Origin of the sequence: Streptomyces sp. NPDC021012, assembly GCF_044333355.1 — a bacterium.
Classification (GTDB): Bacteria; Actinomycetota; Actinomycetes; order Streptomycetales; family Streptomycetaceae; genus Streptomyces.
On record NZ_JBIRQU010000001.1, the window covers coordinates 980,165 to 1,002,926 of the forward strand.

Annotated in this window: 24 protein-coding genes; 6 read left to right on the forward strand and 18 right to left on the reverse strand. The window is 71.8% G+C overall.

The genetic code is table 11. From position 1 onward, the window contains the following. Nucleotides 1–7 precede the first annotated feature (7 nt). From nuoK to ACH4TP_RS04635, 11 genes are read right to left on the reverse strand one after another with little or no spacing between them, the layout of a single operon-like run. Entirely contained in the window at nucleotides 8–307 is a 300-nt protein-coding gene (gene nuoK, locus ACH4TP_RS04585; RefSeq protein WP_017239464.1) for an NADH-quinone oxidoreductase subunit NuoK, read from the reverse strand. Next, nucleotides 304–1,122, reverse strand: coding sequence for an NADH-quinone oxidoreductase subunit J (locus tag ACH4TP_RS04590; RefSeq protein ID WP_389221101.1), 819 nt, complete (start codon nucleotides 1,120–1,122; stop codon nucleotides 304–306). The genes nuoK and ACH4TP_RS04590 overlap by 4 nt, the downstream gene beginning before the upstream one ends. Beyond that, the gene (gene nuoI / locus ACH4TP_RS04595) at nucleotides 1,119–1,697 is read right to left on the reverse strand and encodes an NADH-quinone oxidoreductase subunit NuoI (protein WP_398184001.1); all 579 of its coding nucleotides are present in this window, start codon (nucleotides 1,695–1,697) and stop codon (nucleotides 1,119–1,121) included. The genes ACH4TP_RS04590 and nuoI overlap by 4 nt, the downstream gene beginning before the upstream one ends. Beyond that, the gene (nuoH, locus tag ACH4TP_RS04600) at nucleotides 1,690–3,051 is read right to left on the reverse strand and encodes an NADH-quinone oxidoreductase subunit NuoH (protein ID WP_389221107.1); all 1,362 of its coding nucleotides are present in this window, start codon (nucleotides 3,049–3,051) and stop codon (nucleotides 1,690–1,692) included. The genes nuoI and nuoH overlap by 8 nt, the downstream gene beginning before the upstream one ends. Beyond that, nucleotides 3,048–5,570, reverse strand: coding sequence for an NADH-quinone oxidoreductase subunit G (locus ACH4TP_RS04605; protein WP_398435633.1), 2,523 nt, complete (start codon nucleotides 5,568–5,570; stop codon nucleotides 3,048–3,050). The genes nuoH and ACH4TP_RS04605 overlap by 4 nt, the downstream gene beginning before the upstream one ends. Next, a complete protein-coding gene (nuoF, locus tag ACH4TP_RS04610) occupies nucleotides 5,567–6,919 on the reverse strand; it encodes an NADH-quinone oxidoreductase subunit NuoF (RefSeq protein WP_398183994.1) in 1,353 nt (450 codons plus the stop codon). The genes ACH4TP_RS04605 and nuoF overlap by 4 nt, the downstream gene beginning before the upstream one ends. Further along, nucleotides 6,916–7,656 (reverse strand): NADH-quinone oxidoreductase subunit NuoE, encoded by a 741-nt coding sequence (nuoE, locus tag ACH4TP_RS04615; protein WP_398435635.1) that lies wholly within the window; start codon nucleotides 7,654–7,656, stop codon nucleotides 6,916–6,918. Before nuoE ends, nuoF begins: the two co-directional genes overlap by 4 nt. Continuing rightward, a complete protein-coding gene (locus tag ACH4TP_RS04620; protein WP_389221118.1) occupies nucleotides 7,653–8,975 on the reverse strand; it encodes an NADH-quinone oxidoreductase subunit D in 1,323 nt (440 codons plus the stop codon). Before ACH4TP_RS04620 ends, nuoE begins: the two co-directional genes overlap by 4 nt. Beyond that, a complete protein-coding gene (locus tag ACH4TP_RS04625) occupies nucleotides 8,975–9,706 on the reverse strand; it encodes an NADH-quinone oxidoreductase subunit C (RefSeq protein ID WP_389221121.1) in 732 nt (243 codons plus the stop codon). The genes ACH4TP_RS04620 and ACH4TP_RS04625 overlap by 1 nt, the downstream gene beginning before the upstream one ends. After that, nucleotides 9,703–10,257 carry an NADH-quinone oxidoreductase subunit B family protein gene (locus ACH4TP_RS04630; protein ID WP_030318842.1) on the reverse strand — a complete coding sequence of 185 codons (555 nt, stop codon included), beginning with the start codon at nucleotides 10,255–10,257 and terminating at the stop codon, nucleotides 9,703–9,705. The genes ACH4TP_RS04625 and ACH4TP_RS04630 overlap by 4 nt, the downstream gene beginning before the upstream one ends. A gap of 18 nt (nucleotides 10,258–10,275) precedes the next feature. Further along, complete coding sequence (locus ACH4TP_RS04635) at nucleotides 10,276–10,635, reverse strand: NADH-quinone oxidoreductase subunit A (RefSeq protein ID WP_019888619.1); 360 nt, start codon at nucleotides 10,633–10,635, stop codon at nucleotides 10,276–10,278. A 657-nt stretch (nucleotides 10,636–11,292) separates the two neighbouring features. Here ACH4TP_RS04635 and ACH4TP_RS04640 point away from each other — a divergent pair. Further along, the gene (locus ACH4TP_RS04640; RefSeq protein WP_389221124.1) at nucleotides 11,293–12,171 is read left to right on the forward strand and encodes a C40 family peptidase; all 879 of its coding nucleotides are present in this window, start codon (nucleotides 11,293–11,295) and stop codon (nucleotides 12,169–12,171) included. Between the two features lie 67 nt (nucleotides 12,172–12,238). Here ACH4TP_RS04640 and ACH4TP_RS04645 read toward each other — a convergent pair whose 3' ends face one another. Genes ACH4TP_RS04645 through ACH4TP_RS04660 form a run of 4 tightly spaced genes read right to left on the reverse strand, consistent with a single transcriptional unit; the run spans nucleotide 12,239 to nucleotide 16,197 of the window. Next, the gene (locus ACH4TP_RS04645) at nucleotides 12,239–13,474 is read right to left on the reverse strand and encodes an ABC transporter permease (RefSeq protein WP_398435638.1); all 1,236 of its coding nucleotides are present in this window, start codon (nucleotides 13,472–13,474) and stop codon (nucleotides 12,239–12,241) included. Then, the gene (locus tag ACH4TP_RS04650) at nucleotides 13,471–14,166 is read right to left on the reverse strand and encodes an ABC transporter ATP-binding protein (RefSeq protein WP_389221130.1); all 696 of its coding nucleotides are present in this window, start codon (nucleotides 14,164–14,166) and stop codon (nucleotides 13,471–13,473) included. Before ACH4TP_RS04650 ends, ACH4TP_RS04645 begins: the two co-directional genes overlap by 4 nt. Further along, a complete protein-coding gene (locus tag ACH4TP_RS04655) occupies nucleotides 14,163–15,680 on the reverse strand; it encodes a peptidoglycan-binding protein (RefSeq protein ID WP_398435641.1) in 1,518 nt (505 codons plus the stop codon). Before ACH4TP_RS04655 ends, ACH4TP_RS04650 begins: the two co-directional genes overlap by 4 nt. Further along, nucleotides 15,673–16,197, reverse strand: coding sequence for a hypothetical protein (locus ACH4TP_RS04660; RefSeq protein WP_398435642.1), 525 nt, complete (start codon nucleotides 16,195–16,197; stop codon nucleotides 15,673–15,675). Before ACH4TP_RS04660 ends, ACH4TP_RS04655 begins: the two co-directional genes overlap by 8 nt. 296 nt (nucleotides 16,198–16,493) lie before the next feature. Here ACH4TP_RS04660 and ACH4TP_RS04665 point away from each other — a divergent pair, with 296 nt between their 5' ends. The 3 genes from ACH4TP_RS04665 (at nucleotide 16,494) to ACH4TP_RS04675 (ending at nucleotide 18,540) form a co-directional block, all read left to right on the forward strand. Continuing rightward, entirely contained in the window at nucleotides 16,494–16,913 is a 420-nt protein-coding gene (locus ACH4TP_RS04665; RefSeq protein WP_389221138.1) for a hypothetical protein, read from the forward strand. A 121-nt stretch (nucleotides 16,914–17,034) separates the two neighbouring features. Then, nucleotides 17,035–17,973 carry a hypothetical protein gene (locus tag ACH4TP_RS04670; protein WP_389221141.1) on the forward strand — a complete coding sequence of 313 codons (939 nt, stop codon included), beginning with the start codon at nucleotides 17,035–17,037 and terminating at the stop codon, nucleotides 17,971–17,973. A gap of 171 nt (nucleotides 17,974–18,144) precedes the next feature. After that, on the forward strand, nucleotides 18,145–18,540 hold the full coding sequence (locus tag ACH4TP_RS04675; protein ID WP_389221143.1) for a helix-turn-helix transcriptional regulator: 396 nt from the start codon (nucleotides 18,145–18,147) through the stop codon (nucleotides 18,538–18,540). Nucleotides 18,541–18,571: 31 nt separating this feature from the next. On the opposite strand, the gene ACH4TP_RS04680 is transcribed toward ACH4TP_RS04675, so the two are convergent. Both ACH4TP_RS04680 and ACH4TP_RS04685 read right to left on the reverse strand, forming a co-directional pair. Further along, nucleotides 18,572–19,858, reverse strand: a complete 1,287-nt coding sequence (locus ACH4TP_RS04680; RefSeq protein WP_389221146.1) for a geranylgeranyl reductase family protein — start codon at nucleotides 19,856–19,858, stop codon at nucleotides 18,572–18,574. Nucleotides 19,859–19,958: 100 nt separating this feature from the next. Next, nucleotides 19,959–20,651, reverse strand: coding sequence for a demethylmenaquinone methyltransferase (locus ACH4TP_RS04685; RefSeq protein WP_398435644.1), 693 nt, complete (start codon nucleotides 20,649–20,651; stop codon nucleotides 19,959–19,961). 136 nt (nucleotides 20,652–20,787) lie between these two features. Here ACH4TP_RS04685 and ACH4TP_RS04690 point away from each other — a divergent pair, with 136 nt between their 5' ends. Together ACH4TP_RS04690 and ACH4TP_RS04695 are read left to right on the forward strand one after the other, a co-directional pair. Next, complete coding sequence (locus tag ACH4TP_RS04690) at nucleotides 20,788–21,333, forward strand: SigE family RNA polymerase sigma factor (protein WP_389221152.1); 546 nt, start codon at nucleotides 20,788–20,790, stop codon at nucleotides 21,331–21,333. A gap of 8 nt (nucleotides 21,334–21,341) precedes the next feature. Further along, entirely contained in the window at nucleotides 21,342–22,136 is a 795-nt protein-coding gene (locus ACH4TP_RS04695; RefSeq protein ID WP_398435645.1) for a hypothetical protein, read from the forward strand. Between the two features lie 12 nt (nucleotides 22,137–22,148). On the opposite strand, the gene ACH4TP_RS04700 is transcribed toward ACH4TP_RS04695, so the two are convergent. Further along, the gene (locus ACH4TP_RS04700; protein ID WP_398183976.1) at nucleotides 22,149–22,748 is read right to left on the reverse strand and encodes an imidazolonepropionase-like domain-containing protein; all 600 of its coding nucleotides are present in this window, start codon (nucleotides 22,746–22,748) and stop codon (nucleotides 22,149–22,151) included. Nucleotides 22,749–22,762: the final 14 nt, after the last annotated feature.

Sequence of the window (22,762 nt, forward strand, 5' to 3'; positions counted from 1 at the left end):
CAGCCCCTCACAGCTTCATCAGGCTGGCGTCGTCGACCGAGGCCGAGTGGCGGGCACGGAAGACGGACACGATGATCGCGAGCCCGACGACGACCTCCGCGGCGGCGACGACCATCGTGAAGAAGGCGATGATCTGGCCGTCGAGGTTGCCGTGCATGCGGGAGAAGGTGACGAACGCGAGGTTGCAGGCGTTGAGCATGAGCTCGACGCACATGAAGACGACGATCGCGTTGCGCCGGATCAGGACCCCGGCCGCACCGATGGTGAACAGCAGGGCGGCCAGGTACAGGTAGTTGACGGGATTCACCGGGAAGCCTCCTCTTCGCGGCCCAGGCGCTCGGCCGAGCGCTGCTCCAGCGCCTTGAGGTCCGAGAGGGCCTCGTGGGACACGTCCCGGATCTGGCCCCGCTTGCGCAGGGTCCCCATGACGGTGAGCTCCGCCGGGGTGCCGTCGGGCAGCAGACCGGCGACGTCGACGGCGTTGTGCCGGGCGTACACGCCGGGGGCGGGCAGCGGCGGCACGTGCTTGCCCTCGCGGACGCGCTGCTCGGACAGCTCGCGCTGGGTGCGGGCCCGCTCGGTGCGCTCGCGGTGGGTGAGCACCATCGCGCCGACGGCCGCCGTGATCAGCAGCGCGCCGGTGATCTCGAAGGCGAAGACGTACTTGGTGAAGATGAGGGCGGCGAGGCCCTCGACGTTCCCGCCGTTCGCGCTGTTGGCGGCGCCGAGGCCGGCGAAGTCCTTCAGCGAGGCGTTCCCGATGCCGGCGGCGAGCAGGATGCCGAAGCCGAGGCCGCAGGCGGCGGCCAGCCAGCGCTGGCCCTTGATGGTCTCCTTCAGCGAGTCCGCGGCCGTGACGCCGACCAGCATGACGACGAAGAGGAAGAGCATCATGATCGCGCCGGTGTAGACGACGATCTGGACGATGCCGAGGAAGTACGCGCCGTTGGCGAGGTAGAAGACCGCCAGGACGATCATGGTCCCGGCGAGGGAGAGCGCCGAGTGCACGGCCTTCTTCATCAGGATCGTGGACAGCGCGCCGACGACGGCGACGGTGCCGAGGACCCAGAACTGGAAGGCCTCACCGGTGGAGGTCGCGTACGCCGCGAGGTTCGCGCTCATGCGTCCGCCCCCTCCGGCTCGCCCTTCTCCCCCTTGGACACGGCGACCTGACGGACGGTGCCGGGCGCGGCCTCGGTGACCAGGCCCCGGTAGTAGTCCTGCTCGGTCATGCCCGGGAAGATCGCGTGCGGGGTGTCGACCATCTCCTCGGTCAGCCCCGCGAGGAGCTGCTCCTTGGTGTAGATCAGGGCCTCGCGGGAGGAGTCGGCCAGTTCGAACTCGTTGGTCATCGTCAGCGCGCGCGTGGGGCACGCCTCGATGCACAGCCCGCAGAGGATGCAGCGGGCGTAGTTGATCTGGTAGACGCGGCCGTACCGCTCGCCCGGCGAGTAGCGCTCCTCGTCGGTGTTGTCCGCGCCCTCCACGTAGATGGCGTCGGCGGGACAGGCCCAGGCGCACAGCTCGCAGCCGACGCACTTCTCCAGACCGTCGGGGTGACGGTTGAGCTGGTGCCGGCCGTGGAAGCGGGGCGCCGTCGTCTTCTGCTGCTCCGGGTACTGCTCGGTCAGCCGCTTCTTGAACATGGCCTTGAAGGTCACGCCGAAGCCGGCCACCGGATTCTGGAAATCAGACACCGTCCGTCCCCCTTTCGTCACTCTCTGTAGCAGTATCGGGGCCACCACTGACAACGAGGTCCCGCTCGTGCCGGGGCCTGCGCCGCGGCACGGGCGGCAGGGACTGCCCGGGCTTGGGCGGTACGGGGAAGCCGCCGGCCATCGGGTCGAAGGAGCGCTCGTCGGCGGGTGCGGGCGCGGCCGCCTTCGCCTTCCGGTCGCGGAACGTGTCGACCAGGAAGGAGAGGAGCAGCAGGGCGAGGACGGCGCCGGCCACGTACAGCACGATGTTGGAGAAGGCGATGTTCTCGTTGCGCAGCGCGCGGACGGTGGCGACCAGCATCAGCCAGACCACGGCGACCGGGATGAGGACCTTCCAGCCGAGCTTCATCAGCTGGTCGTAGCGGACGCGGGGCAGGGTGCCGCGGAGCCAGATGAAGAAGAACAGCAGCAGCTGCACCTTGATGACGAACCAGAGCATCGGCCACCAGCCGTGGTTCGCGCCCTCCCAGAAGGTGGAGACCGGGTACGGGGCCCGCCAGCCGCCCAGGAAGAGGGTCACCGACACGGCCGAGACCGTCACCATGTTCACGTACTCGGCGAGCATGAACATCGCGAACTTGATGGAGGAGTACTCGGTGTTGAAGCCGCCGACGAGGTCGCCCTCGGACTCCGGCATGTCGAAGGGGGCGCGGTTGGTCTCGCCGACCATCGTGACGATGTAGATGATGAACGAGACCGGCAGCAGGATCACGAACCAGCGGTCCGCCTGCGCCTCGACGATCTTCGAGGTCGACATCGACCCGGAGTAGAGGAAGACCGAGGCGAAGGCCGCGCCCATGGCGATCTCGTAGGAGATCATCTGCGCGCAGGACCGCAGGCCGCCGAGGAGCGGGTACGTGGAGCCCGAGGACCAGCCGGCGAGGACGATGCCGTAGATGCCGACGGAGGCGACCGCGAGGACGTACAGCATCGCGATCGGCAGGTCGGTGAGCTGCATCGCGGTGCGGTGGCCGAAGATCGAGACCTCGTTGCCGGCCGGGCCGAAGGGGATCACGGCGATGGCCATGAACGCGGGGATCGCGGCGATGATCGGGGCGAGGACGTAGACGACCTTGTCGGCCTTCCGGACGATCACGTCCTCCTTGAGCATCAGCTTGACGCCGTCCGCGAGGGACTGGAGGAGGCCCCAGGGGCCGTGCCGGTTGGGGCCGATGCGCAGCTGCATCCAGGCGACGACCTTGCGCTCCCACACGATGGAGAAGAGCACGGTGACCATCAGGAAGGCGAAGCAGAAGACGGCCTTGATCAGCACGAGCCACCAGGGGTCCGTGCCGAACATGGACAGGTCTTCGGCGGCGAGCGGCGTGGTCATGCCTGCACCTCCTGCGGGGTCGCCGGGCCGATGCGGACCAGGTCGCCGGGGTGGGCGCCGGTGTCGGAGAGGACGCCGCGGCCGGCCGAGTTCAGCGGGAGCCAGACGACGCGGTCGGGCATCTCGGTGACCTGGAGCGGGAAGGTGACGGAGCCCGCGGGGCCGGTCACCTCCAGGACGTCGCCGTCCTTGACGCCGGTGTCGGCGGCGGTGGTGGCGGAGAGCCGGGCGACGGCGGCGTGCCGGGTGCCGGCCAGGGCGGCGTCGCCCTCCTGGAGCCTGCCGAGGTCGAGGAGGAGCCGGTGTCCGGCGAGGACGGCCTCGCCGTCGCCGGGCCGGGGCGCGGGCACCCCGTGCGCGGTGGGCTCCAGGGCCCGCTCCTCGGTCCAGCCGCCGAGCCGGTCCATCTCCCCGCGGATGGACCGCAGGTCGGGCAGCCCGAGGTGGACGTCGAGGGCGTCGGCGAGCATGTGGAGGACGCGGGCGTCGGTCGGGGCGAGCGGCCTCGTCATCTGCTCGGGCTTGAGCGCGGCCTCGAAGAGCCTGGCCCTGCCCTCCCAGTTGAGGAAGGTGCCGGGCTTCTCGGCGACGGCCGCGACCGGCAGGATCACGTCGGCGTGCTCGGTGACCTCGCTCGGCCGCAGCTCCAGGGAGACCACGAAGGCCGATGCGAGGGCCTCGCGCGCGCGTGCCGGGTCCGGCAGGTCGGCGACCTCGACGCCGGCGACGAGCAGCGCCGCGAGTTCGCCGGCGGCGGCGGCCTCCACGATCTGGGTGGTGTCGCGGCCGTAGCGGTGCGGGAGTTCGCGGACGCCCCAGGCGGCGGCGACCTCCTCGCGCGCGCGGGGGTCGGTCGCGGGCCGGCCGCCGGGCAGCAGCGCGGGGAGCGCCCCGGCCTCGACGGCGCCGCGCTCGCCGGAGCGGCGCGGGATCCACACGAGGCGGGCGCCGGTGGCGACGGAGGCGCGCAGCGCGGCGGTGAGCGCGCCGGGCACGCCCGCGAGCCGCTCGCCGACGGCGAGGACGGCGCCCTCCTGGCGGAGGGCCTCGGCCGCGGCGGCGCCGTCCTCGGAGAGGCCGACCCGGGAGGTGAGGGCGTCGAGCCACTCGGTCTCGGTGCCGGGGGCGGCGGGCAGCAGGGTGCCGCCCGTCTTCTCCAGGCCGCGGGTCGCGAAGGGGGCGACGGCGTACGTCCTCTGGCCGTGCTTGCGCCAGGCCTTGCGGAGCCGCAGGAAGACGCCGGGGGCCTCCTCCTCGGACTCCAGGCCGACGAGGAGCACGGCCGGGGCGGCTTCGAGCGAGGTGTACGTGACACCCGAGCCTCCCCCAAGTTCTCGGCTTCGCTCGAACAGGGAGGTGCCCCCTTGGTCGCGGCCGCGTCCGGCGACGGCGGAGGCCAGGAAGTCGGCCTCCTCGCCGGAGTGGATCCGGGCCCGGAAGTCGATGTCGTTGGTGTCGAGGGCGACCCGGGCGAACTTGGCGTACGCGTAGGAGTCCTCGACGGTCAGGCGGCCGCCGGTGAGGACGCCGGTGCGGCCGCGGACGAGTCCGCGGGCGGCGGCCTCCAGGGCCTCGGGCCAGGACGCGGCCTCCAGCTCACCGGTGTCGGGGTTCCGGACGAGCGGGGTGGTGAGCCGGTCGCGCTGCTGGGCGTACCGGAAGGCGAAGCGGCCCTTGTCGCAGATCCACTCCTCGTTGACCTCGGGGTCCTCGGCGGCGAGCCGCCGCATGACCTTGCCGCGCCGGTGGTCGGTGCGGGTGGCGCAGCCGCCGGCGCAGTGCTCGCAGACGGACGGCGAGGAGACCAGGTCGAAGGGGCGGGAGCGGAAGCGGTAGGCGGCCGAGGTGAGGGCGCCGACCGGGCAGATCTGGATGGTGTTGCCGGAGAAGTACGACTCGAAGGGGTCGCCCTCGCCGGTGCCGACCTGCTGGAGCGCGCCGCGCTCGATGAGCTCGATCATCGGGTCGCCCGCGACCTGGTTGGAGAAGCGGGTGCAGCGGGCGCAGAGCACGCAGCGCTCGCGGTCGAGCAGCACCTGCGTGGAGATCGGGATGGGCTTCTCGTAGGTCCGCTTGACGCCCTCGAAGCGGGATTCGGCCTGGCCGTGGGACATGGCCTGGTTCTGCAGGGGGCACTCGCCGCCCTTGTCGCAGACCGGGCAGTCCAGCGGGTGGTTGACGAGCAGCAGCTCCATCACGCCGTGCTGGGCCTTCTCGGCGACGGGCGAGGTGAGCTGCGTCTTGACCACCATGCCGTCGGTGCAGGTGATGGTGCAGGAGGCCATGGGCTTGCGCTGGCCCTCGACCTCGACGATGCACTGGCGGCAGGCGCCTGCGGGGTCGAGGAGCGGGTGGTCGCAGAAGCGCGGGATCTCGATGCCGAGCTGTTCGGCGGCGCGGATGACCAGCGTCCCCTTGGGGACGGAGATCTCGGCGCCGTCGATGGTCAGCGTGACGAGGTCCTCCGGGGGTACGGCCGGGCTGCCGCCGCCCGCCGGGTGGGACGTGGTGACGGTCATGCGGTCACCTCCTTGTGGTTGTCCGCCCAGGCGGTCGACTTGGCCGGGTCGAAGGGGCAGCCCTTGCCCGTGATGTGCTGCTCGTACTCCGCGCGGAAGTACTTCAGCGAGGAGAAGATCGGCGAGGCGGCGCCGTCGCCGAGGGCGCAGAACGACTTGCCGTTGATGTTGTCGGCGATGTCGTTGAGCTTGTCGAGGTCGGACATCTGGCCCTTGCCGGCCTCGATGTCGCGGAGCAGCTGGACGAGCCAGTACGTGCCCTCGCGGCAGGGGGTGCACTTGCCGCAGGACTCGTGGGCGTAGAACTCGGTCCAGCGGGTGACGGCCCGGACGACGCAGGTGGTCTCGTCGAAGCACTGGAGGGCCTTGGTGCCGAGCATCGATCCGGCGGCGCCGACGCCCTCGTAGTCGAGGGGGACGTCGAGGTGCTCGTCGGTGAACATGGGGGTCGAGGAGCCGCCCGGGGTCCAGAACTTGAGCCGGTGGCCGGGGCGCATCCCGCCGCTCATGTCGAGGAGCTGGCGCAGGGTGATGCCGAGGGGGGCCTCGTACTGGCCGGGCGAGGCGACGTGCCCGCTGAGCGAGTACAGCGTGAAGCCCGGGGACTTCTCGGTCCCCATGGAGGTGAACCAGTCCTTGCCCTTGTTCAGGATCGCGGGAACCGAGGCGATGGATTCGACGTTGTTCACCACAGTGGGGCAGGCGTACAGACCGGCGACCGCGGGGAAGGGGGGGCGCAGCCGGGGCTGGCCGCGGCGCCCTTCGAGCGAGTCGAGCAGCGCGGTCTCCTCACCGCAGATGTACGCGCCGGCGCCGGCGTGCACGGTGAGTTCGAGGTCGAGTCCGCTGCCGAGGATGTTCGTGCCGAGGTAGCCGGCGGCGTAGGCCTCGCGGACGGCCTCGTGGAGGCGGCGCAGGACGGGGACGACCTCGCCGCGCAGATAGATGAAGGCGTGGTTGGAGCGGATCGCGTAGCAGGCGATCACGATGCCCTCGATGAGGGAGTGCGGGTTGGCGAAGAGGAGGGGGATGTCCTTGCAGGTGCCGGGTTCGGACTCGTCGGCGTTGACGACGAGGTAGTGCGGCTTGCCGTCGCCCTGCGGGATGAACTGCCACTTCATGCCGGTGGGGAAGCCCGCGCCACCGCGTCCGCGGAGGCCGGATTCCTTGACGTACGCGATGAGGTCGTCGGGGCTCATCGCGAGGGCCTTGCGCAGGCCCTCGTAGCCCTCGTGCCGCCGGTAGGTCTCCAGGGTCCAGGAGTCGGGCTGGTCCCAGAAGGCCGACAGGACGGGTGCGAGCAGCTTCTCGGGGCTGCTGTTGTTGATCTCGGCGGCCAAGGTCATCACTCCCCCTCCTGACTGGCTGCCTCACCGCGCGGGTGGACGATTCGGTGGTGCGGGGTCTCGCCCTTGGCCAGGCGCAGGCCGACGAGGGAGGCGGGGCCGGCTCCGCCGGTGGCCTCGACGGCGCCGGGGCGCTCGTCGGGGAAGCCGGCGAGGATGCGGGCGGTCTCCTTGAAGGTGCAGAGCGGGGCGCCGCGGGTGGGTTCGACGGTGCGTCCGGCCCGGAGGTCGTCGACCATCTTCTTGGCGGACTCGGGCGTCTGGTTGTCGAAGAACTCCCAGTTGACCATCACGACGGGCGCGAAGTCGCAGGCCGCGTTGCACTCGATGTGTTCGAGCGTGATCTTGCCGTCGTCCGTCGTCTCGTTGTTCCCGACGCCGAGGTGCTGCTTGAGCTCCTCGAAGATGGCGTCGCCGCCCATGACGGCGCAGAGCGTGTTCGTACAGACGCCGACCTGGTAGTCGCCGGAGGGCTTGCGCCGGTACATCGTGTAGAAGGTGGCGACGGCGGTGACCTCGGCGGTGGTCAGGCCGAGGGTCTCGGCGCAGAACGCCATGCCGGTACGGGTCACGTGGCCCTCCTCCGCCTGCACGAGGTGCAGCATGGGGAGGAGCGCGGAGCGGGAGTCCGGGTACCGGTCGACGATCGCCTTCGCGTCCTCGGCGAGCCGGGCGTGGACGTCCGCCGGGTACGGGGGCGCGGGAAGCTGGGGCATCCCGAGGCTGACGTTCTCCGTCATCGGTCGACGCCTCCCATCACGGGGTCGATGGAGGCGACGGCGACGATGACGTCGGCGACCTGGCCGCCCTCGCACATCGCGGCCATGGCCTGGAGGTTGGTGAAGGACGGATCGCGGAAGTGGACCCGGTAGGGGCGGGTGCCGCCGTCGGAGACGACGTGGACGCCGAGCTCGCCCTTGGGCGATTCGACGGCCGCGTAGGCCTGCCCGGCGGGGACCCGGAAGCCCTCGGTGACCAGCTTGAAGTGGTGGATCAGGGCCTCCATGGAGGTGCCCATGATCTTCTTGATGTGGTCGAGCGAGTTGCCGAGGCCGTCCGGGCCGAGGGCGAGCTGCGCCGGCCAGGCGATCTTCTTGTCGCCGACCATGACGGGGCCGGGCTCCAGGCGGTCGAGGCACTGCTCGACGATCCGGAGGGACTGGCGCATCTCCTCCAGGCGGACGAGGAAGCGTCCGTAGGAGTCGCAGGTGTCGGCGGTCGGGATGTCGAACTCGTAGTTCTCGTAGCCGCAGTACGGGTCGGTCTTCCGCAGGTCGTGCGGGAGGCCCGCCGACCGGAGGATCGGTCCGGTGGCGCCGAGGGCCATGCAGCCGGTGAGGTCGAGGTAGCCGACGTCCTGCATGCGGGCCTTGAAGATGGGGTTGCCGGTGGCGAGCTTGTCGTACTCCGGCAGGTTCTTCTTCATGGTCTTCACGAACTCGCGCACGGCGTCGACGGCGCCGGGCGGGAGGTCCTGGGCGAGGCCGCCGGGGCGGATGAACGCGTGGTTCATGCGCAGGCCGGTGATCAGTTCGTACAGGTCCAGGATCATCTCGCGGTCCCGGAAGCCGTAGATCATGATCGTGGTGGCGCCGAGCTCCATGCCGCCGGTGGCGATGCACACCAGGTGGGAGGAGAGCCGGTTGAGCTCCATGAGCAGGACGCGGATGACGCTGGCGCGGTCCGGGATCTGCTCGGTGATGCCGAGGAGCTTCTCCACGCCGAGGCAGTACGCCGTCTCGTTGTAGAACGAGGTGAGGTAGTCCATGCGCGTGACGAAGGTGGTGCCCTGCGTCCAGGTCCGGTATTCGAGGTTCTTCTCGATGCCGGTGTGGAGGTAGCCGATGCCGCAGCGGGCCTCGGTGACGGTCTCGCCGTCGATCTCCAGGATCAGGCGGAGCACGCCGTGGGTGGACGGGTGCTGGGGGCCCATGTTGACGATGATGCGCTCGTCGTCGGCCTTCGCGGCGGACTGGACGACCTCTTCCCAGTCGCCGCCGGTCACCGTGTAGACGGCGCCTTCGGTGGTCTCTCGGGGAGACGCGTGTTCGGTGGACATCAGCTGTACGACCTCCGCTGGTCCGGAGCCGGGATCTGGGCGCCCTTGTACTCGACGGCGATGCCGCCGAGGGGGTAGTCCTTGCGCTGCGGGTGGCCCTGCCAGTCGTCCGGCATCATGATCCGGGTGAGGGCGGGGTGGCCGTCGAAGACGATGCCGAAGAAGTCGTACGTCTCGCGCTCGTGCCAGTCGTTCGTCGGGTAGACGGCGGTGAGCGTGGGGATCCTCGGGTCGGCGTCGGGGGCCGAGACCTCCAGGCGGATCAGCCGGCCGTGGGTCAGCGAGCGCAGGTGGTAGACGGCATGCAGCTCGCGGCCCTTGTCGCCGGGGTAGTGGACGCCGGAGACGCCGGTGCAGAGCTCGAAGCGGAGCGCGGGGTCGTCGCGCAGGGTGCGGGCCACGCGGACCAGGTGCTCGCGCTCGATGTGGAAGGTGAGCTCGCCGCGGTCGACGACCGTCTTCTCGATGGCGTTCTCCGGGAGGAGCCCCTGCTCCTCCAGGGCGCCCTCCAGCTCGTCGGCGACCTCGTCGAACCAGCCGCCGTAGGGGCGGGCGGCCGGGCCGGGGAGCCGGATCGAGCGGACGAGGCCGCCGTAGCCGGAGGTGTCGGCGCCGCTCTGGGCACCGAACATGCCGCGCTGGACGCGGACCTCCTCGCCGTGGTCCCCGCGCTGGCCCGGCAGGTTCTGCCCGCTGAGCTCCTTCTCGGGGTTCGGGGTTTCGTCACTCAACGGAGCAGACCCTTCAACTCGATGGTCGGCAGTGCCTTGAGCGCCGCCTCCTCCGCCTCGCGGGCCGCCTCCTCGGCGTTCACGCCGAGCTTGGAGGACTGGATCTTCTGGTGGAGCTTGAGGATCGCGTCCAGGAGCATCTCCGGACGCGGCGGGCAGCCGGGCAGGTAGATGTCGACCGGCACGATGTGGTCGACGCCCTGCACGATCGCGTAGTTGTTGAACATGCCGCCCGAGGAGGCGCAGACGCCCATGGAGATGACCCACTTGGGGTTGGGCATCTGGTCGTAGACCTGCCTCAGGACGGGCGCCATCTTCTGGCTGACCCGGCCGGCCACGATCATCAGGTCGGCCTGGCGCGGCGAGCCGCGGAAGACCTCCATGCCGAAGCGGGCCAGGTCGTACCGGCCGGCTCCGGTGGTCATCATCTCGATGGCGCAGCAGGCGAGGCCGAAGGTCGCGGGGAAGACGGAGGCCTTCCGGACCCAGCCCGCGGCCTGCTCGACCGTCGTCAGCAGAAAGCCGCTCGGGAGTTTCTCTTCGAGTCCCATTGGGTGCTCCTCAGCCCCTCAGTCCCATTCCAGGCCGCCGCGCCGCCACACGTACGCGTAGGCGACGAAGACGGTGAGCACGAAGAGCAGCATCTCCACGAGCCCGAAAAGCCCCAGGGCGTCGAAGGTGACGGCCCAGGGGTAGAGGAAGACGATCTCGATGTCGAAGACGATGAAGAGCATCGCCGTCAGGTAGTACTTGATCGGGAAGCGGCCGCCCCCGGCGGGAGTGGGCGTCGGCTCGATGCCGCACTCGTACGCCTCTAGTTTCGCCCTGTTGTACCGCTTTGGCCCGATAAGCGTGGCCATGACCACGGAGAAGATCGCAAACCCCGCACCCAGGGCACCGAGCACGAGGACGGGCGCGTACGCATTCACGCTCCTCGCTCCTTCCAGTCGTCCTTGACCGTTGGACCGCACCGCCGGACCGTGAAAGATCGCCCCCATGTGAGGCAGTTCACAAGCCCGGCTGCCCCGCATCTTATGCCCGCCCCTCTGTGATCTGCGACACGGGGTACAGCGCGGACTTTGTGATCTCCACCACCTGACGAAGGATCATGAAGCCGGATGAGCGGTGATCTTGTCGCGCGAAGCACCCAGGTGATCACCAGATGTGACATCCGTACCGGAAATCGCTGCTCGGAGGGGGTGTTGCACTATCAAGTGTTGGCAGCTACAGGCAAATTGGCGATGGATGCGTCCGGGTGATAAGGGAACCGCCTTCGCCCGGTAGGGGGGTTGGGCGTACGGAGGTGGACGCGTGCGCGCGTTCACGAGCTGGAGTGTGACCTGCGTCACCTCTCGGGAAGGCCGAAAAAAGAGGGCTTGGCCAAGGGCGTCAAGAGGTGGTAAGCGTCGGGCAATTCGGGCGTTTCAATGAAAACCCGTGATCAAGGGCCAGATGAGCCGTGCCCGATATGCCCGTTACGGCGTCAATAAGGGCGTCACGGCGGCGGATTCAACGGTTCCGGTGGCAACTGTGGCGCACTCCACGTTTCTTGAAGGGAACCGCGAAGCCCTGATAGCGGTTGTCCCATGTCCCACACCGCTCACATACCCAGCCACCGGAAGCCCCGCCGCAGCGCCTCGAAGATGGCGCTCCGCGCCGGAGTTGCCGGTGGCGTCCTCGGCACCATCGCGGTGGCCGGTGCTGCCGGGCCGGCGAATGCCGAGCCGGTGACCGAGACCATCGAGATGCCCACCCTGGGCTCGCTCGCCGACGGCGCCGGCCTCGCCAGCGCCGTGGCCGCCTCCGCCGAGGCCTCCCAGCAGGAGGCCCTCGACCAGAGCCTCCAGACGCAGGAGGACGCGGCGCTGCACAAGGCCGCGCAGGAGGCCAAGAAGGCCAAGGCCGAGGCCGAGCGCAAGGCCGCGGCCGAGCGCGCCGAGAAGGCCCGCCTCAAGGCCGAGCAGGAGCGCCGGGACGCCGCGGAGCGCGCCTCGCGCGACGCCGCCCGCACCCAGCTCTCCACCACGAGCGCGTCCAGCGACAGCGGCTCCTCGTCCTCCGACAGCGGCTCCACCGCCTCGCAGAACGAGACCCGGACGCAGGCCCCCTCCGGCGCCGCCGCCACGATCGTGGCCTTCGCCCGCGCCCAGATCGGCGACGCCTACGTCTCCGGCGGCACCGGCCCCAACTCCTGGGACTGCTCCGGCCTCGTCCAGGCCGCCTACCGCGCGGCCGGCATCGACCTGCCCCGCATCTCGTACCAGCAGTCGAGCATGGGCACCGAGGTCTCCCTGAGCAACCTGCAACCGGGCGACGTCCTGTACTGGGGCAGCCGCAGCGGCTCGTACCACGTGGCCATCTACGTGGGCGGCGGCAAGTACGTCGGCGCGCAGAACCCCTCCAGCGGCGTGGTCGAGCACACCATGGACTGGGACACCCCCTCGGGCGCGGTCCGCATCCTCTGATCCACCCCTCTCGTACGACGAAGGGCCGTCACTCCTCGGGGGAGGGACGGCCCTTCGCCGTGTCGCCTCAGCGGCGGAGCGCCTCGGCCGGCTGGATCCGGGAGGCGCGCCAGGCCGGGTAAAGGCCGGCGACGACGCCCGTGACCAGGCCGACGGCCGGGGCCGCGGCGACCGTCCCCGTGTGCATCACCGGCGTCCAGTGCCGCACCAGCGCCACCCCGATCACCGTCGACACCCCGAGCGCCGTGCCGACGAGCCCACCCACCGCGCCCAGAGCACCCGATTCCGTGAGGAACTGGACGGTGATGTGCCGTCCCCGGGCGCCGAGGGCTCGCCGCAGGCCGATCTCGCCGGTCCGCTCCAGGACGGCGACCAGGGTCGTGTTGGCGATGCCGACCGCGCCGATCACCAGGCAGATCGCCGCGAGGAGCAGGAACAGCTGGTCGAGGTCGCCGGTCACGCCCGCGCGCAGGGTCCTGGGGTCCGGCGGCGGTATCGCCCTCAGGTACTCCGGGTGGTCCGGGCGCAGCGCGACCGGCGCCTCCCGGGCGATCTGGCGGGCCGCGCCCGTCGCCGTCGTGATCAGCATCTTCGCGTCGCCCTGCTGGGGCGGCCCCCAGAGCTTCTCGGCGGTCGTGCGGGGCACGGTGGCCGACATCAGGACGTCGGGTCTGCGCTTCACGTCGTCGATGATCCCGGCGACGGTGAAGGGCTCGTCGCCGATGAACACCGCCGGCCGGGTCTCCAGGGTGGTGATGCCGAGCCGGGCCGCCACGGACCTGCCGAGCACCGCGACCGGCTGCCCGGACCCGGACGTGAACGCGTCGTACAGCCTGCCCTGGGCGAGGGTCGGCGCCGCCGCCCGCAGCGCGCCGGGGGACGCCGCGACGACCTCGGTCCGCTCGCCGCCCGCGCCGTCGCCGACCGGCGCGGAGCGGACGGCCGTGCCGGGCGGCAGGCGGACGGGCCAGTAGACGCCCGCGTCCTCGACCCCGCCGAGCCGTTCGACGCGGGCGTCCGCGTCGGCGGGGAAGGCGGGGTCGGCGAACTCGTCCTGGTCGCGGGCGATGTCCTCGACGGTCACCTCGGTGGCCGTGAGCAGGTTGAACCGCGCGTCGATCTGCGAGGAGGTCGTCGCGGTCAGCCCGAGGATCGCCACGAAGGTGCCGACGCCGAGGACGGTGCCGAGCGCGGTGAGGACCGAGCGGCCGGGGCGCTGGAGCATTCCGGCGACGGCCTCGGCGAGGACGTCGCGGGCCGCGAGCCGGGAGGGTTCGACCAGTCGCTTCCCGGGGCCCCTCATGCCGGCTCGCTCAGCACGCCGTCGCGGATCGTCACGGTGCGCCCGCCGCGCGCCGCCACCTCCGCGTCGTGGGTGATCACGAGGATCGTCATGCCGGAGGCATGCAGTTCGCCGAGGAGGTCGAGGACGGATCCGGCGTTGTCCGAGTCGAGGTTGCCGGTCGGTTCGTCGCACAGGAGCAGCGAGGGGCGGCCGGCCAGGGCGCGGGCGATGGCCACCCGCTGGCGTTCGCCGCCGGAGAGCCGGCCGGGCAGCGCCTCGGCCCGGTGGCCGAGTCCCACCCGTTCGAGGGCGGTACGGGCCCGGGCGCGGCGCTCGGCGCGGGGCACCGCCGAGTAGACCATCGAGAGCGTGACGTTCTCCGTGGCGCTGCGGTGCGGCAGGAGGTGGAAGGCCTGGAAGACGAAGCCGATCCGCCGCCCGCGCAGGGCCGTGCGCTCCGCGTCGCGCAGTGCCGCCGTGTCGATGCCGTCCAGGAGGTACGTGCCGCCGGTGGGGGCGTCGAGCAGTCCCGCGACGTTCAGGAAGGTCGACTTGCCCGATCCGGAGGGGCCGACGACGGTGATGAACTCGCCTCTGCGCACGGTGAGTCCGCAGGGTTTGAGGGCGGCGACGGGCGGCGGGCCCGGGTAGGTGAGGGCCACCTCGCGGAACTCGATGACGGGGGCGTCCCGGTCTCCCGTCCCGCTCACCGCGCCCCCTCGGGACCGCCCGGGGCCGCGCCCGGGTTCACCCCGGTGACGACCTCGTCGCCCTCCTTGAGCGCGCCTGGGGTGGCCGGTAGGACCTCGACGAAGCCGTCGCCGGTCGTGCCGGTCCGCACCTCGATCCGCCGCTGCCGGCCGGTGCCGTCGACGGTCGTGACGACGGTCCTGCCGTCGACGCCCGCGGAGACGGCGGTGACCGGGACGACGAGGGCCTTGCCGTCGGTGGAGGCGGCCTCGATGGTGAGGCGCACCTCCTGGCCCGCGAGGCCCGGGGGAAGTTCGCGGGAGGGGTCGACGGTGAAGAGGTAGCCGGTGGCGCCGTTGCCCTGCGTGCCGCCCCCTCCCCCGCCGGTGGCGCCGTTCCCGTCGGGTCCGGATCCCTGCGTGTCGGGCTGCTGGTCCTGCTGCTGCGAGGGGGTGTCCGCCACCGAGACCACGCGGCCGGTGGCCTCCTGTCCGGTCGTCTCGGCGAGGATCCGCACCTTCTGTCCGGCGCGGACCATCCCCTTCTGGTGGTTCTGGAGATAGCCCTGGGCCATGAGCCTGCCGGAGGAGAGGGTCATCGCGGTGCCGGAGACCTGCGCCCCCGGCCGGGCCGTCACGGTGGCGACGCGTGCGGGGAAGGTCCGTACGAAGACGACCTCGGCGGCCGGGACCATCGGCCCGGCGGCCGCCTCGGCCTTCGCGAGCGCCTCGCGGGCGGTGTCCAGGTCCTCGGCGGCCCGGTCGCGGGCCTTCCTCAGCGTCTTCTTCTGCGCGTCGTCCGTGTTGGCCGCGAGGGCGTCGCGGGCGTCCACGAGGGCCCGTTCGGCACCGGTGACGGAGGTCTTCGCGCCGTCCACGGCGGCGCCGTCGTCGTCGACGGCGGGCCTGGGGTCGTAGCCGATGGAGGAGTAGAACTCCTCGACGGCCTCCTTCGTGCCGGGGCCGAAGGTGCCCCTGGCGTCGCCGCCGCGGCCGTGGCCGAGCGCGGCGAGCGCGCCCTGGAGCTGCTTCACGTCCTCGCCGGTGGCGCCGGGCTTGAGGTCCCGGTAGACGGGCAGGCCGCCGCGCAGGACGAAGACGGGCCGACCGGAGACCTCCAGGAGCACCTGGCCGGGGTGCACGGCGTCCCCGTTCTTCACGGGCACCTTGGTGATCACGGGGGCGACGGCGCCCTCCCCGCCCGCGGAGACCGGCGCGACCTGGACGGTCTGGCCCGCCACGACGGTGCCGCGCAGGACGACGGTCTCCGCGAGGACCCGGTTCTCGACCCGGGCGACCAGCACGTCCTGCGGTGGCGGCTCCGCGTCGGCCGCGACCTGCGCGGGCGAGCGGATCAGCGAGGTGGCCGCGACGCCGGCGCCGGTCAGGACGACCGCCCCCGCCACGAGGGCGGCGACCCAGAAGCGGCGCCGGTTCATCCGGGCGCCCCCGGCGTCGCCGCCGGGGGCCCGGGAGTCCTCCTCCGTCCCGGTGCCGCCGGGCGCGGCCGTGTCGACCGGGCCGGCGTCAGCCACCTTCGACCGTCCCGCCGTCGGCGGCGGGGGCCGTCGGGTGGCACTCCCGCAGGGCCGCGATCACCTTCGGGTCGCTCTTCAGCCGCGCGCCCAGCCCGCCCTCGACGGGGATGTCGCCGGTCGCCGGGTCGGGGTCCGGGTAGTCGGCGATGCCCTTCTCCCTCATGCAGGCGGTGAACTTCCTGGCCTCCGCGAGGCGCGCCGGGTCGAGCGGTTCCTTCCCGGGGAGGAGCGACCCGCATGCCTTCTCCGCCGCGCCGATCGCCTCGCTCGTGTTGGCGTCCTTGTCGACGCGCCTCACACCGCCGCTGCCCTGGAGCTTGAGGCCCTGGGCGCCCAGGCAGTCGTAGTAGGCGGACCAGCCGGCGGCGGCCGAGGAGGCCCCCGCCGAAGGGGTCGCGGAGGGAGTCGCGGAGGCGGCGGGGGTTACGGTGCTCGGCGCCGGCGGGGTCGCGCCGTCCCCGCCGCTCGAACACCCCCCGATCCCGAGGGCGACGATCAGTACGGGAGCAGCCATGAGGCGTCTCATCAGAAACGGTCCTTCCGACGGGGAGTCCCCGTCCAGGGGGCGTCAGGGAACGCGCGGGAGGGGGCCGACGCGGCGGTGCGCTCCGCCACGTGCAAAGCCCCCGCGCGAGAGGTCTCCGGCACCCTGCGGCGCCTCGACAAGGCCGAGCATAGCCAGCGCCGGCCCGGCCGGTAACTGTCTCAACGGACAGTGGACGCACCGGAGTTGACGGTGTTCGTATGGGGCACCGGCCCGCTCCGGGCCGCAGTGACCACCTCCGCAACAGCTACGGGAAAGGCAACGACATGCAGCGCACTGCACTCCGTCGCGTCGCCACCACGGCTATCGCGCTCGCCGCCCTCGGCCTGGGCGCACTCGCCACGGCGGGCTCGGCCTCGGCCACCGAGAGGAACGGCTACCTGGAAGGCGGCGAGTTCGGGCTGTACTACAACTCCGGTCCGGCCGGCGCCGTCTGGGACCTCTACTACGAGGACCCGGACTTCTCGGCCGGCAACCAGCGGTTCCCGGGCCCGGGCAACGGCACGGGCGAGCTCGTGAACGACAACACCGCCGGCTACAACAACCGCGACTCCGTGCGCTGGTGGGTCTACACCGACGCCTACGCGGGCGGCGACGAGGGCAGCCTGCCGGCCGGCTACATCGGCACCTCGACCGCGACCTTCAAGAACAGGATCTCCTCCGCGTACTACTACGAGGCCAGCTGACCCGCCTGAGCGGTCCTCGGCACACGCGCTGAGACACGGCAGCCGTTGCTCCGCCCGAGAGAAGCGGGCGGAGCAACGGCTGCTCCCATCGTAGACACGCCCCCGTCCCTGGAGCAGCCCCATGCGTCCACCCGCCGCCCGCGCGACCGTTCTCCTGCTGAGCGCCGCGCTCCTCACCGCCTGCTCCTCCGGGCCCGACGGCGGTGGCGGCGGTTCCGCGCGCGAGCCCGGGATCGGGACGGTCCCCCGGCTGCTGTCGACGACCGGCCTCTCGTACCCGCTGGACGCCTACGAGACCACCGACGACCAGCGCCGCAAGCTGGAGCAGGCCCAGGCCCGGGTGACCGGCGACTGCATGAAGCGCTTCGGGTTCACGTACGAGATGCCGCTGTCGCCCGCCCCCGGCGGCCGGTCCAACGCGCGCCGGTACGGCCTGACCGACGCCACGGCCGCGGCCCGCTACGGCTACACCCCGAACCAGGGCGCCCAGCGGCCGGCGAAGCCCGCCACCGTGGACCTCGGCGCGAGCGGCGACCTCGCGCTCAACGGCCCCGCGTACAAGGGCCCCCAGCCGATGAGCCTGGAGGAGGCGAAGGCCAAGGACAGCGGCAAGACCCTGAACGGGCAGAAGGTGCCCATCGGGGGCTGCATCCGGGAGGGCTTCCTCACGGTCTACGCGCCGAAGAAGGGCGCGGTGGACGCCATGTTCGTCTTCAGCGTGTCGGGGGACGCGTACGCCCGTTCCCGCGAGGACTCCCGGGTCGTCGCCGCCGTGAAGGCCTGGTCGGCCTGCATGGCCGAGAAGGGCTACAAGGCGAACAATCCCGTCAGCCCGCAGAGAGACCTGGGCCTCGACCCGAACACCTTCGGCAGCCCCCGGGCGATCGCCGCCGCGAAGCAGGACGTCGCCTGTAAGGAAAAGGCCAACCTCGTCGGCGTCTGGTACACCGTCGAGAGCGCCTACCAGAAGCGGAACATCGAGCAGAACGCGGAGACCCTGAACCAGGCGAAGACCGAGCTCAACGAACGGTTGAGACTGGCCGCCACGCTCGCCGGCTGAGCCGCCGGGCCGCGGGTCCCGGGCCGGCGGCTCCGGTGTTTTCCGGCCGCCGGGGCCTCCCCGGTGCGTTCCGATCCGGCCGTGGGCGTGGTTTGGTGATGCGTCCGCTCACCGTTCCCGCCGGAAACCAGGTGCTGCGGTTCAGCGAATGCATTCTCTGGGGGGAGACACATGCTTCGTCAGTGCCAGTACTGCGATTCCGCGCCGGTCGAGGCCGACGGATCGAGGGCCGCCCGGATCAACCCGGTCACCACCGCCCTGCGCCACCTGGACACCCTGACGGACCGCGAGATCGAGGTCCTGTCGGCGATGCCCGGCGGCGAGTCGAACACGGATCTCGCCGAGTGCCTCGGCATCACCGAACGCACCGTCAAGTTCCACGTCACCAACATGCGGGAGAAGCTGGGCGGCCTGTCGCGCGCCCAGCTCCATCTGCTCGCCCTGCTCGCGGAGGCGATCTGGCCGGCCCGTCCCTGTCGCCACGAGTACGCCGGCCGGCTCCCGGAGCTGCGCGCCCTCGTGCCCCGGTCCCTGCTGACCCGGCCGTTCCTCACCCGCTGCGCCTGACGGGGTCAGGCGCAGGCGTCAGGCACGGGCGTCACGCCTTCGGCGCCACCTTCGACAGGCCGTTGATGATGCGGTCCATCGCGTCGCCGCCCGTCGGGTCCGTGAGGTTCGCCAGCATCTTCAGGGTGAACTTCATCAGCAGCGGGTGGGTCAGACCGCGCTGGGTCGCGATCTTCATGACCTTCGGGTTGCCGATGAGCTTCACGAAGGCGCGGCCCAGCGTGTAGTAGCCGCCGTAGGTGTCCTTGAGGATCTGCGGGTAGTTCCGCAGGGCCAGCTCGCGCTGGGCCGGGGTGGTGCGGGCGTGCGCCTGGACGATGACGTCGGCCGCGATCTGGCCGGACTCCATGGCGTACGCGATGCCCTCGCCGTTGAACGGGTTGACGAGGCCGCCCGCGTCACCGACGAGCAGCAGGCCCTTGGTGTAGTGCGGCTGGCGGTTGAAGGCCATCGGGAGGGCGGCGCCGCGGATCGGCGTCGTCATGTTCTCCGGGGTGTAGCCCCAGTCCTCCGGCATCGAGGCGCACCAGGCCTTGAGGACCTCGCGCCAGTCCAGCTCCTTGAACGCCGAGGAGGAGTTGAGGATGCCGAGGCCGACGTTGGAGGTGCCGTCGCCCATGCCGAAGATCCAGCCGTAGCCGGGGAGCAGCCGGTCCTGCGGACCGCGCCGGTCCCACAGCTCCAGCCAGGACTCCAGGTAGTCGTCGTCGTGGCGGGGCGAGGTGAAGTACGTGCGGACGGCGACGCCCATCGGCCGGTCCTCGCGCCGGTGCAGGCCCATGGCGAGGGAGAGCCGGGTCGAGTTGCCGTCGGCGGCGACGACGAGCGGCGCGTGGAAGGTGACCTCGCGCTTCTCCTCGCCGAGCTTGGCGTGGACGCCGGTGATCCGGCCCGTGCGGTCGTCGATGATCGGGGCGCCGACGTTGCAGCGCTCGTACAGCCGGGCGCCGGCCTTCTGCGCCTGCCGGGCGAGCTGCTCGTCGAAGTCGTCGCGCTTGCGGACGAGTCCGTAGTCCGGGTACGAGGCGAGCTCCGGCCAGTCGAGCTCCAGCCGGACGCCGCCGCCGATGATCCGCAGGCCCTTGTTCCGCAGCCAGCCGGCCTCTTCGGAGATGTCGATGCCCATGGCGACGAGCTGCTTGGTGGCGCGGGGGGTGAGGCCGTCGCCGCAGACCTTCTCGCGCGGGAACGCGGTCTTCTCCAGGAGCAGGACGTCGAGTCCGGCCTTCGCCAGGTAGTAGGCGGTGGTGGAGCCGGCCGGGCCCGCCCCGACGACGATCACATCGGCGCTGTGCTCGGAGAGGGGCTGCTCGGTCACGGCGGGTCTCCCGAAGGGGTCGAGGAAAAAAGGGTGAGGAAAAGGGTGGGGAAAGTCTAGGAGCGCGGGGCTCGGGCCTTGAAGCCGCGGTGCGGGGCGCTCAGGCCTTGAAGCCGCGGTGCAGGGCGACCACGCCGCCCGTCAGGTTCCGGTAGGCCACCCGCGACCAGCCGGACTTCCGCATCATGCCCGCCAGGGTCGGCTGGTCAGGCCAGGACTGGATGGACTCGGCGAGGTACACGTACGCGTCGGGGTTGGAGGAGACGGCGCGGGCCACCGGTGGCAGCGCGCGCATCAGGTACTCCTCGTACACCGTGCGGAACGGCGCCCAGGTGGGGTGCGAGAACTCGCAGATCACGACGCGGCCGCCGGGCTTCGTCACCCGGTGCAGCTCGCGGAGCGCCTGCTCGGTGTCCTGGATGTTCCGCAGCCCGAAGGAGATGGTGACGGCGTCGAAGACGTCGTCGCGGAACGGCAGCTTCGTGCCGTCGCCCGCGGTGAACGGCATCCACGGGTGGTTCTTCTTGCCGACCCGCAGCATCCCGAGGGAGAAGTCGCACGGGACGACGTACGCCCCCGCCTTCACGAAGGGCTGCGAGGAGGTCGCGGTCCCGGCGGCCAGGTCGAGGACCTTCTGCGCGGGCCGCGCGTCGACCGCCTTCGCGACCTCCTTGCGCCAGCGCCTGTCCTGCCCGAGGGAGAGCACGTCATTGGTCAGGTCGTAGTTCGCCGCCACGTCGTCGAACATCGAGGCGACTTCGTGCGGCTGCTTGTCCAGGGATGCTCGGCTCACCAGGCCATTGTGGCAGCCACCCCCCTCCCGGGCGGGGACCGGCCCCGGCCCCCGGAGGATTCCCCGGAATCTCCCTTCAACCTTTTCCCGGCGAGCGCGCTCAAGGACGGGTGACAGTGCAGACGAAGGGAGCGAGATGCCGTCACCGCTGGGCTCGGACATCGGGTTCGAGGAGTTCGCCCGTTCCGCGCAGACGCGGCTGTACCGCACCGCGTACCTGCTGTGCGGGGACGCGGAGAACGCCCGCGACCTCACGCAGACCACGCTCGCGAAACTCTTCCAGCACTGGCGGCGGGCCGGGGCGGCGGAGCATCCGCATGCCTACGCCAAGACCGTGCTCACCCGCACGTTCCTCACCGAACGGCGACGCGGGCTGCGCGATCTGCTCGCCTTCACCAGGACCGGCGGGCTCGGCCCGGCGCGGAGCACGGAGCAGCCGGACCTCAGGGTCACGCTGCTCGCCGCGCTGGCCGAGCTCCCGCCCAGAGCCCGCGCCATGGTCGTCCTGCGGTACTGGGAGGACCTGAGCGTGGAGACCGTCGCCTCGCTCCTGCGCTGCAGCGAGGCGACGGTCAAGAGCCAGTGCTCGCGCTCCCTGGCCCGGCTCCGGGAGCACCTCGGCGAGGCACACCTCTACGCCGCCGATCCCCACCTCCACCACCACCACGCCATCGGAAGCTGAGGCCCTGAGTGGACGACGTCACGATGCTCCGCCGTGCCATGGACCGGACGACGCAGGAGCTGCCCCCTCTTCCCGACCTCGCGCCCGTCGCCGTACGCCTGGGCCGCAGGCGCCGCGCGCGGGCCCGGACCGCCGTCGCCGGCGGCGTCTTCGGCACGGTGACCGCGGCCGCGCTCGGGCTCTCCCTGCTGTCCGGGGCGGACGGCACCGGCGCCGCGGTGCCCGGCGCGCCGCCGGCCGCCTTCCCCTCGGCTTACCACACGCCGGTGGCGGCGCAGCCGACCCCGGGCCAGGCACCGCCCGAGAAGCTCTCCGACGCCGAGAGCGCCCGCCGCGCCCAGTTCCAGCAGCAGGTGTCGGCGCTCCTCGACGAGCTGCTCCCGGCGTCCGTCACGGACGTCCGGCCGGTCGCGGACCAGGTCTCCGACTACCGGATCACCGCCGGCGGGCGGAACTTCCGCGTGAAGCTGTCCATCCGGCCCGCGGAGGGCGAGCGCCTCCAGGAGTGCCGGGACGTCCCGGCGAAGCGGACGACCTGCGAGAGGGCCGGGCTGGGCGGGGGCAGGACCGCGCAGCTGTACGCGATGGCCGTGAACCGGCCGGAGACCCTGGGGTCCATGGCCGTCACGCGGTACGGCAGGAGCAGCGTGCTGCTGTCCGTCAGCCCCTCGGACACCGTCTCGGCGCCCGTGACCCCGGACCAGCTGCTGACCGTCGTGCGCGACGCGCGCTTCACCGAGCTGCTGAAGTACGCGGACGCGTACCCGGTGCAGGCGAAGGACGCCACGGTCCAGGGCGGCTGAGCCGGGCGGGCCTCAGCGCCGCCGGAAGACCATGCGGCCGTCGACGACGGTGGCGACGCAGGTCGACGCGCCGAGGCGGACGAGGGCCGCCCGGTCGGGGACGTCGAAGACGGCGAAGCGGGCAGGACCTCCCGGCACGAGGGCGGGCAGCAGCACCAGCGGCACCGGGGAGAGGGACGGGGGCCCGGGGAGCCGCTCCGGGCGGCGGCCGACGGCGAGACCCGCCCGGCGCACGGCGTCCACGGCGGGCCGGCCGCGCAGTTCGCCGGCGATGGCGACCGTCCCGTGCGCGAGGAGCCGCTGCACCCCGCGGCGCGCGCTCGCCCCGCGCCGGGCGGGGTCGGCGCGGAAGATCTCCCGCGCCCGCTCCCCCGTGATCGGCTCGGTGCCGAACTCCGCCGCCTCCCGGGGGTCCGGGTGGTAGGTCTCCTCCAGGAGCTCCGGCCCGTACGGGTTGAGGAGGCCGGGGGTGAGGATGCCGGGCCAGCGCCGCAGCCGGGCGTCCTGGTGCGCCTCGGCCAGTTCCTCGTACGGGCCGACGGCCGCGACGAGGGCGCCGTCCACCAGGACGGCGCTCTCGGGGGTCGCCTCGGCGACGTGGAGCGTGAGCATCAGTGGCGCCGGTC

Coding starts and splice junctions, on each gene's coding strand:
- ACH4TP_RS04660 (WP_398435642.1), bottom strand. CDS start 16,197: ATGGCTGCTCCCGTACTGATCGTCGCCCTCGGGATCGGGGGGTGTTCG.
- ACH4TP_RS04590 (WP_389221101.1), bottom strand. CDS start 1,122: ATGAGCGCGAACCTCGCGGCGTACGCGACCTCCACCGGTGAGGCCTTC.
- ACH4TP_RS04670 (WP_389221141.1), top strand. CDS start 17,035: ATGCGTCCACCCGCCGCCCGCGCGACCGTTCTCCTGCTGAGCGCCGCG.
- ACH4TP_RS04700 (WP_398183976.1), bottom strand. CDS start 22,748: ATGCTCACGCTCCACGTCGCCGAGGCGACCCCCGAGAGCGCCGTCCTG.
- ACH4TP_RS04675 (WP_389221143.1), top strand. CDS start 18,145: ATGCTTCGTCAGTGCCAGTACTGCGATTCCGCGCCGGTCGAGGCCGAC.
- ACH4TP_RS04630 (WP_030318842.1), bottom strand. CDS start 10,257: ATGGGACTCGAAGAGAAACTCCCGAGCGGCTTTCTGCTGACGACGGTC.
- ACH4TP_RS04665 (WP_389221138.1), top strand. CDS start 16,494: ATGCAGCGCACTGCACTCCGTCGCGTCGCCACCACGGCTATCGCGCTC.
- ACH4TP_RS04640 (WP_389221124.1), top strand. CDS start 11,293: ATGTCCCACACCGCTCACATACCCAGCCACCGGAAGCCCCGCCGCAGC.
- ACH4TP_RS04605 (WP_398435633.1), bottom strand. CDS start 5,570: ATGACCGTCACCACGTCCCACCCGGCGGGCGGCGGCAGCCCGGCCGTA.
- ACH4TP_RS04645 (WP_398435638.1), bottom strand. CDS start 13,474: ATGAGGGGCCCCGGGAAGCGACTGGTCGAACCCTCCCGGCTCGCGGCC.
- ACH4TP_RS04620 (WP_389221118.1), bottom strand. CDS start 8,975: ATGTCCACCGAACACGCGTCTCCCCGAGAGACCACCGAAGGCGCCGTC.
- ACH4TP_RS04690 (WP_389221152.1), top strand. CDS start 20,788: ATGCCGTCACCGCTGGGCTCGGACATCGGGTTCGAGGAGTTCGCCCGT.
- nuoE (WP_398435635.1), bottom strand. CDS start 7,656: ATGACGGAGAACGTCAGCCTCGGGATGCCCCAGCTTCCCGCGCCCCCG.
- nuoH (WP_389221107.1), bottom strand. CDS start 3,051: ATGACCACGCCGCTCGCCGCCGAAGACCTGTCCATGTTCGGCACGGAC.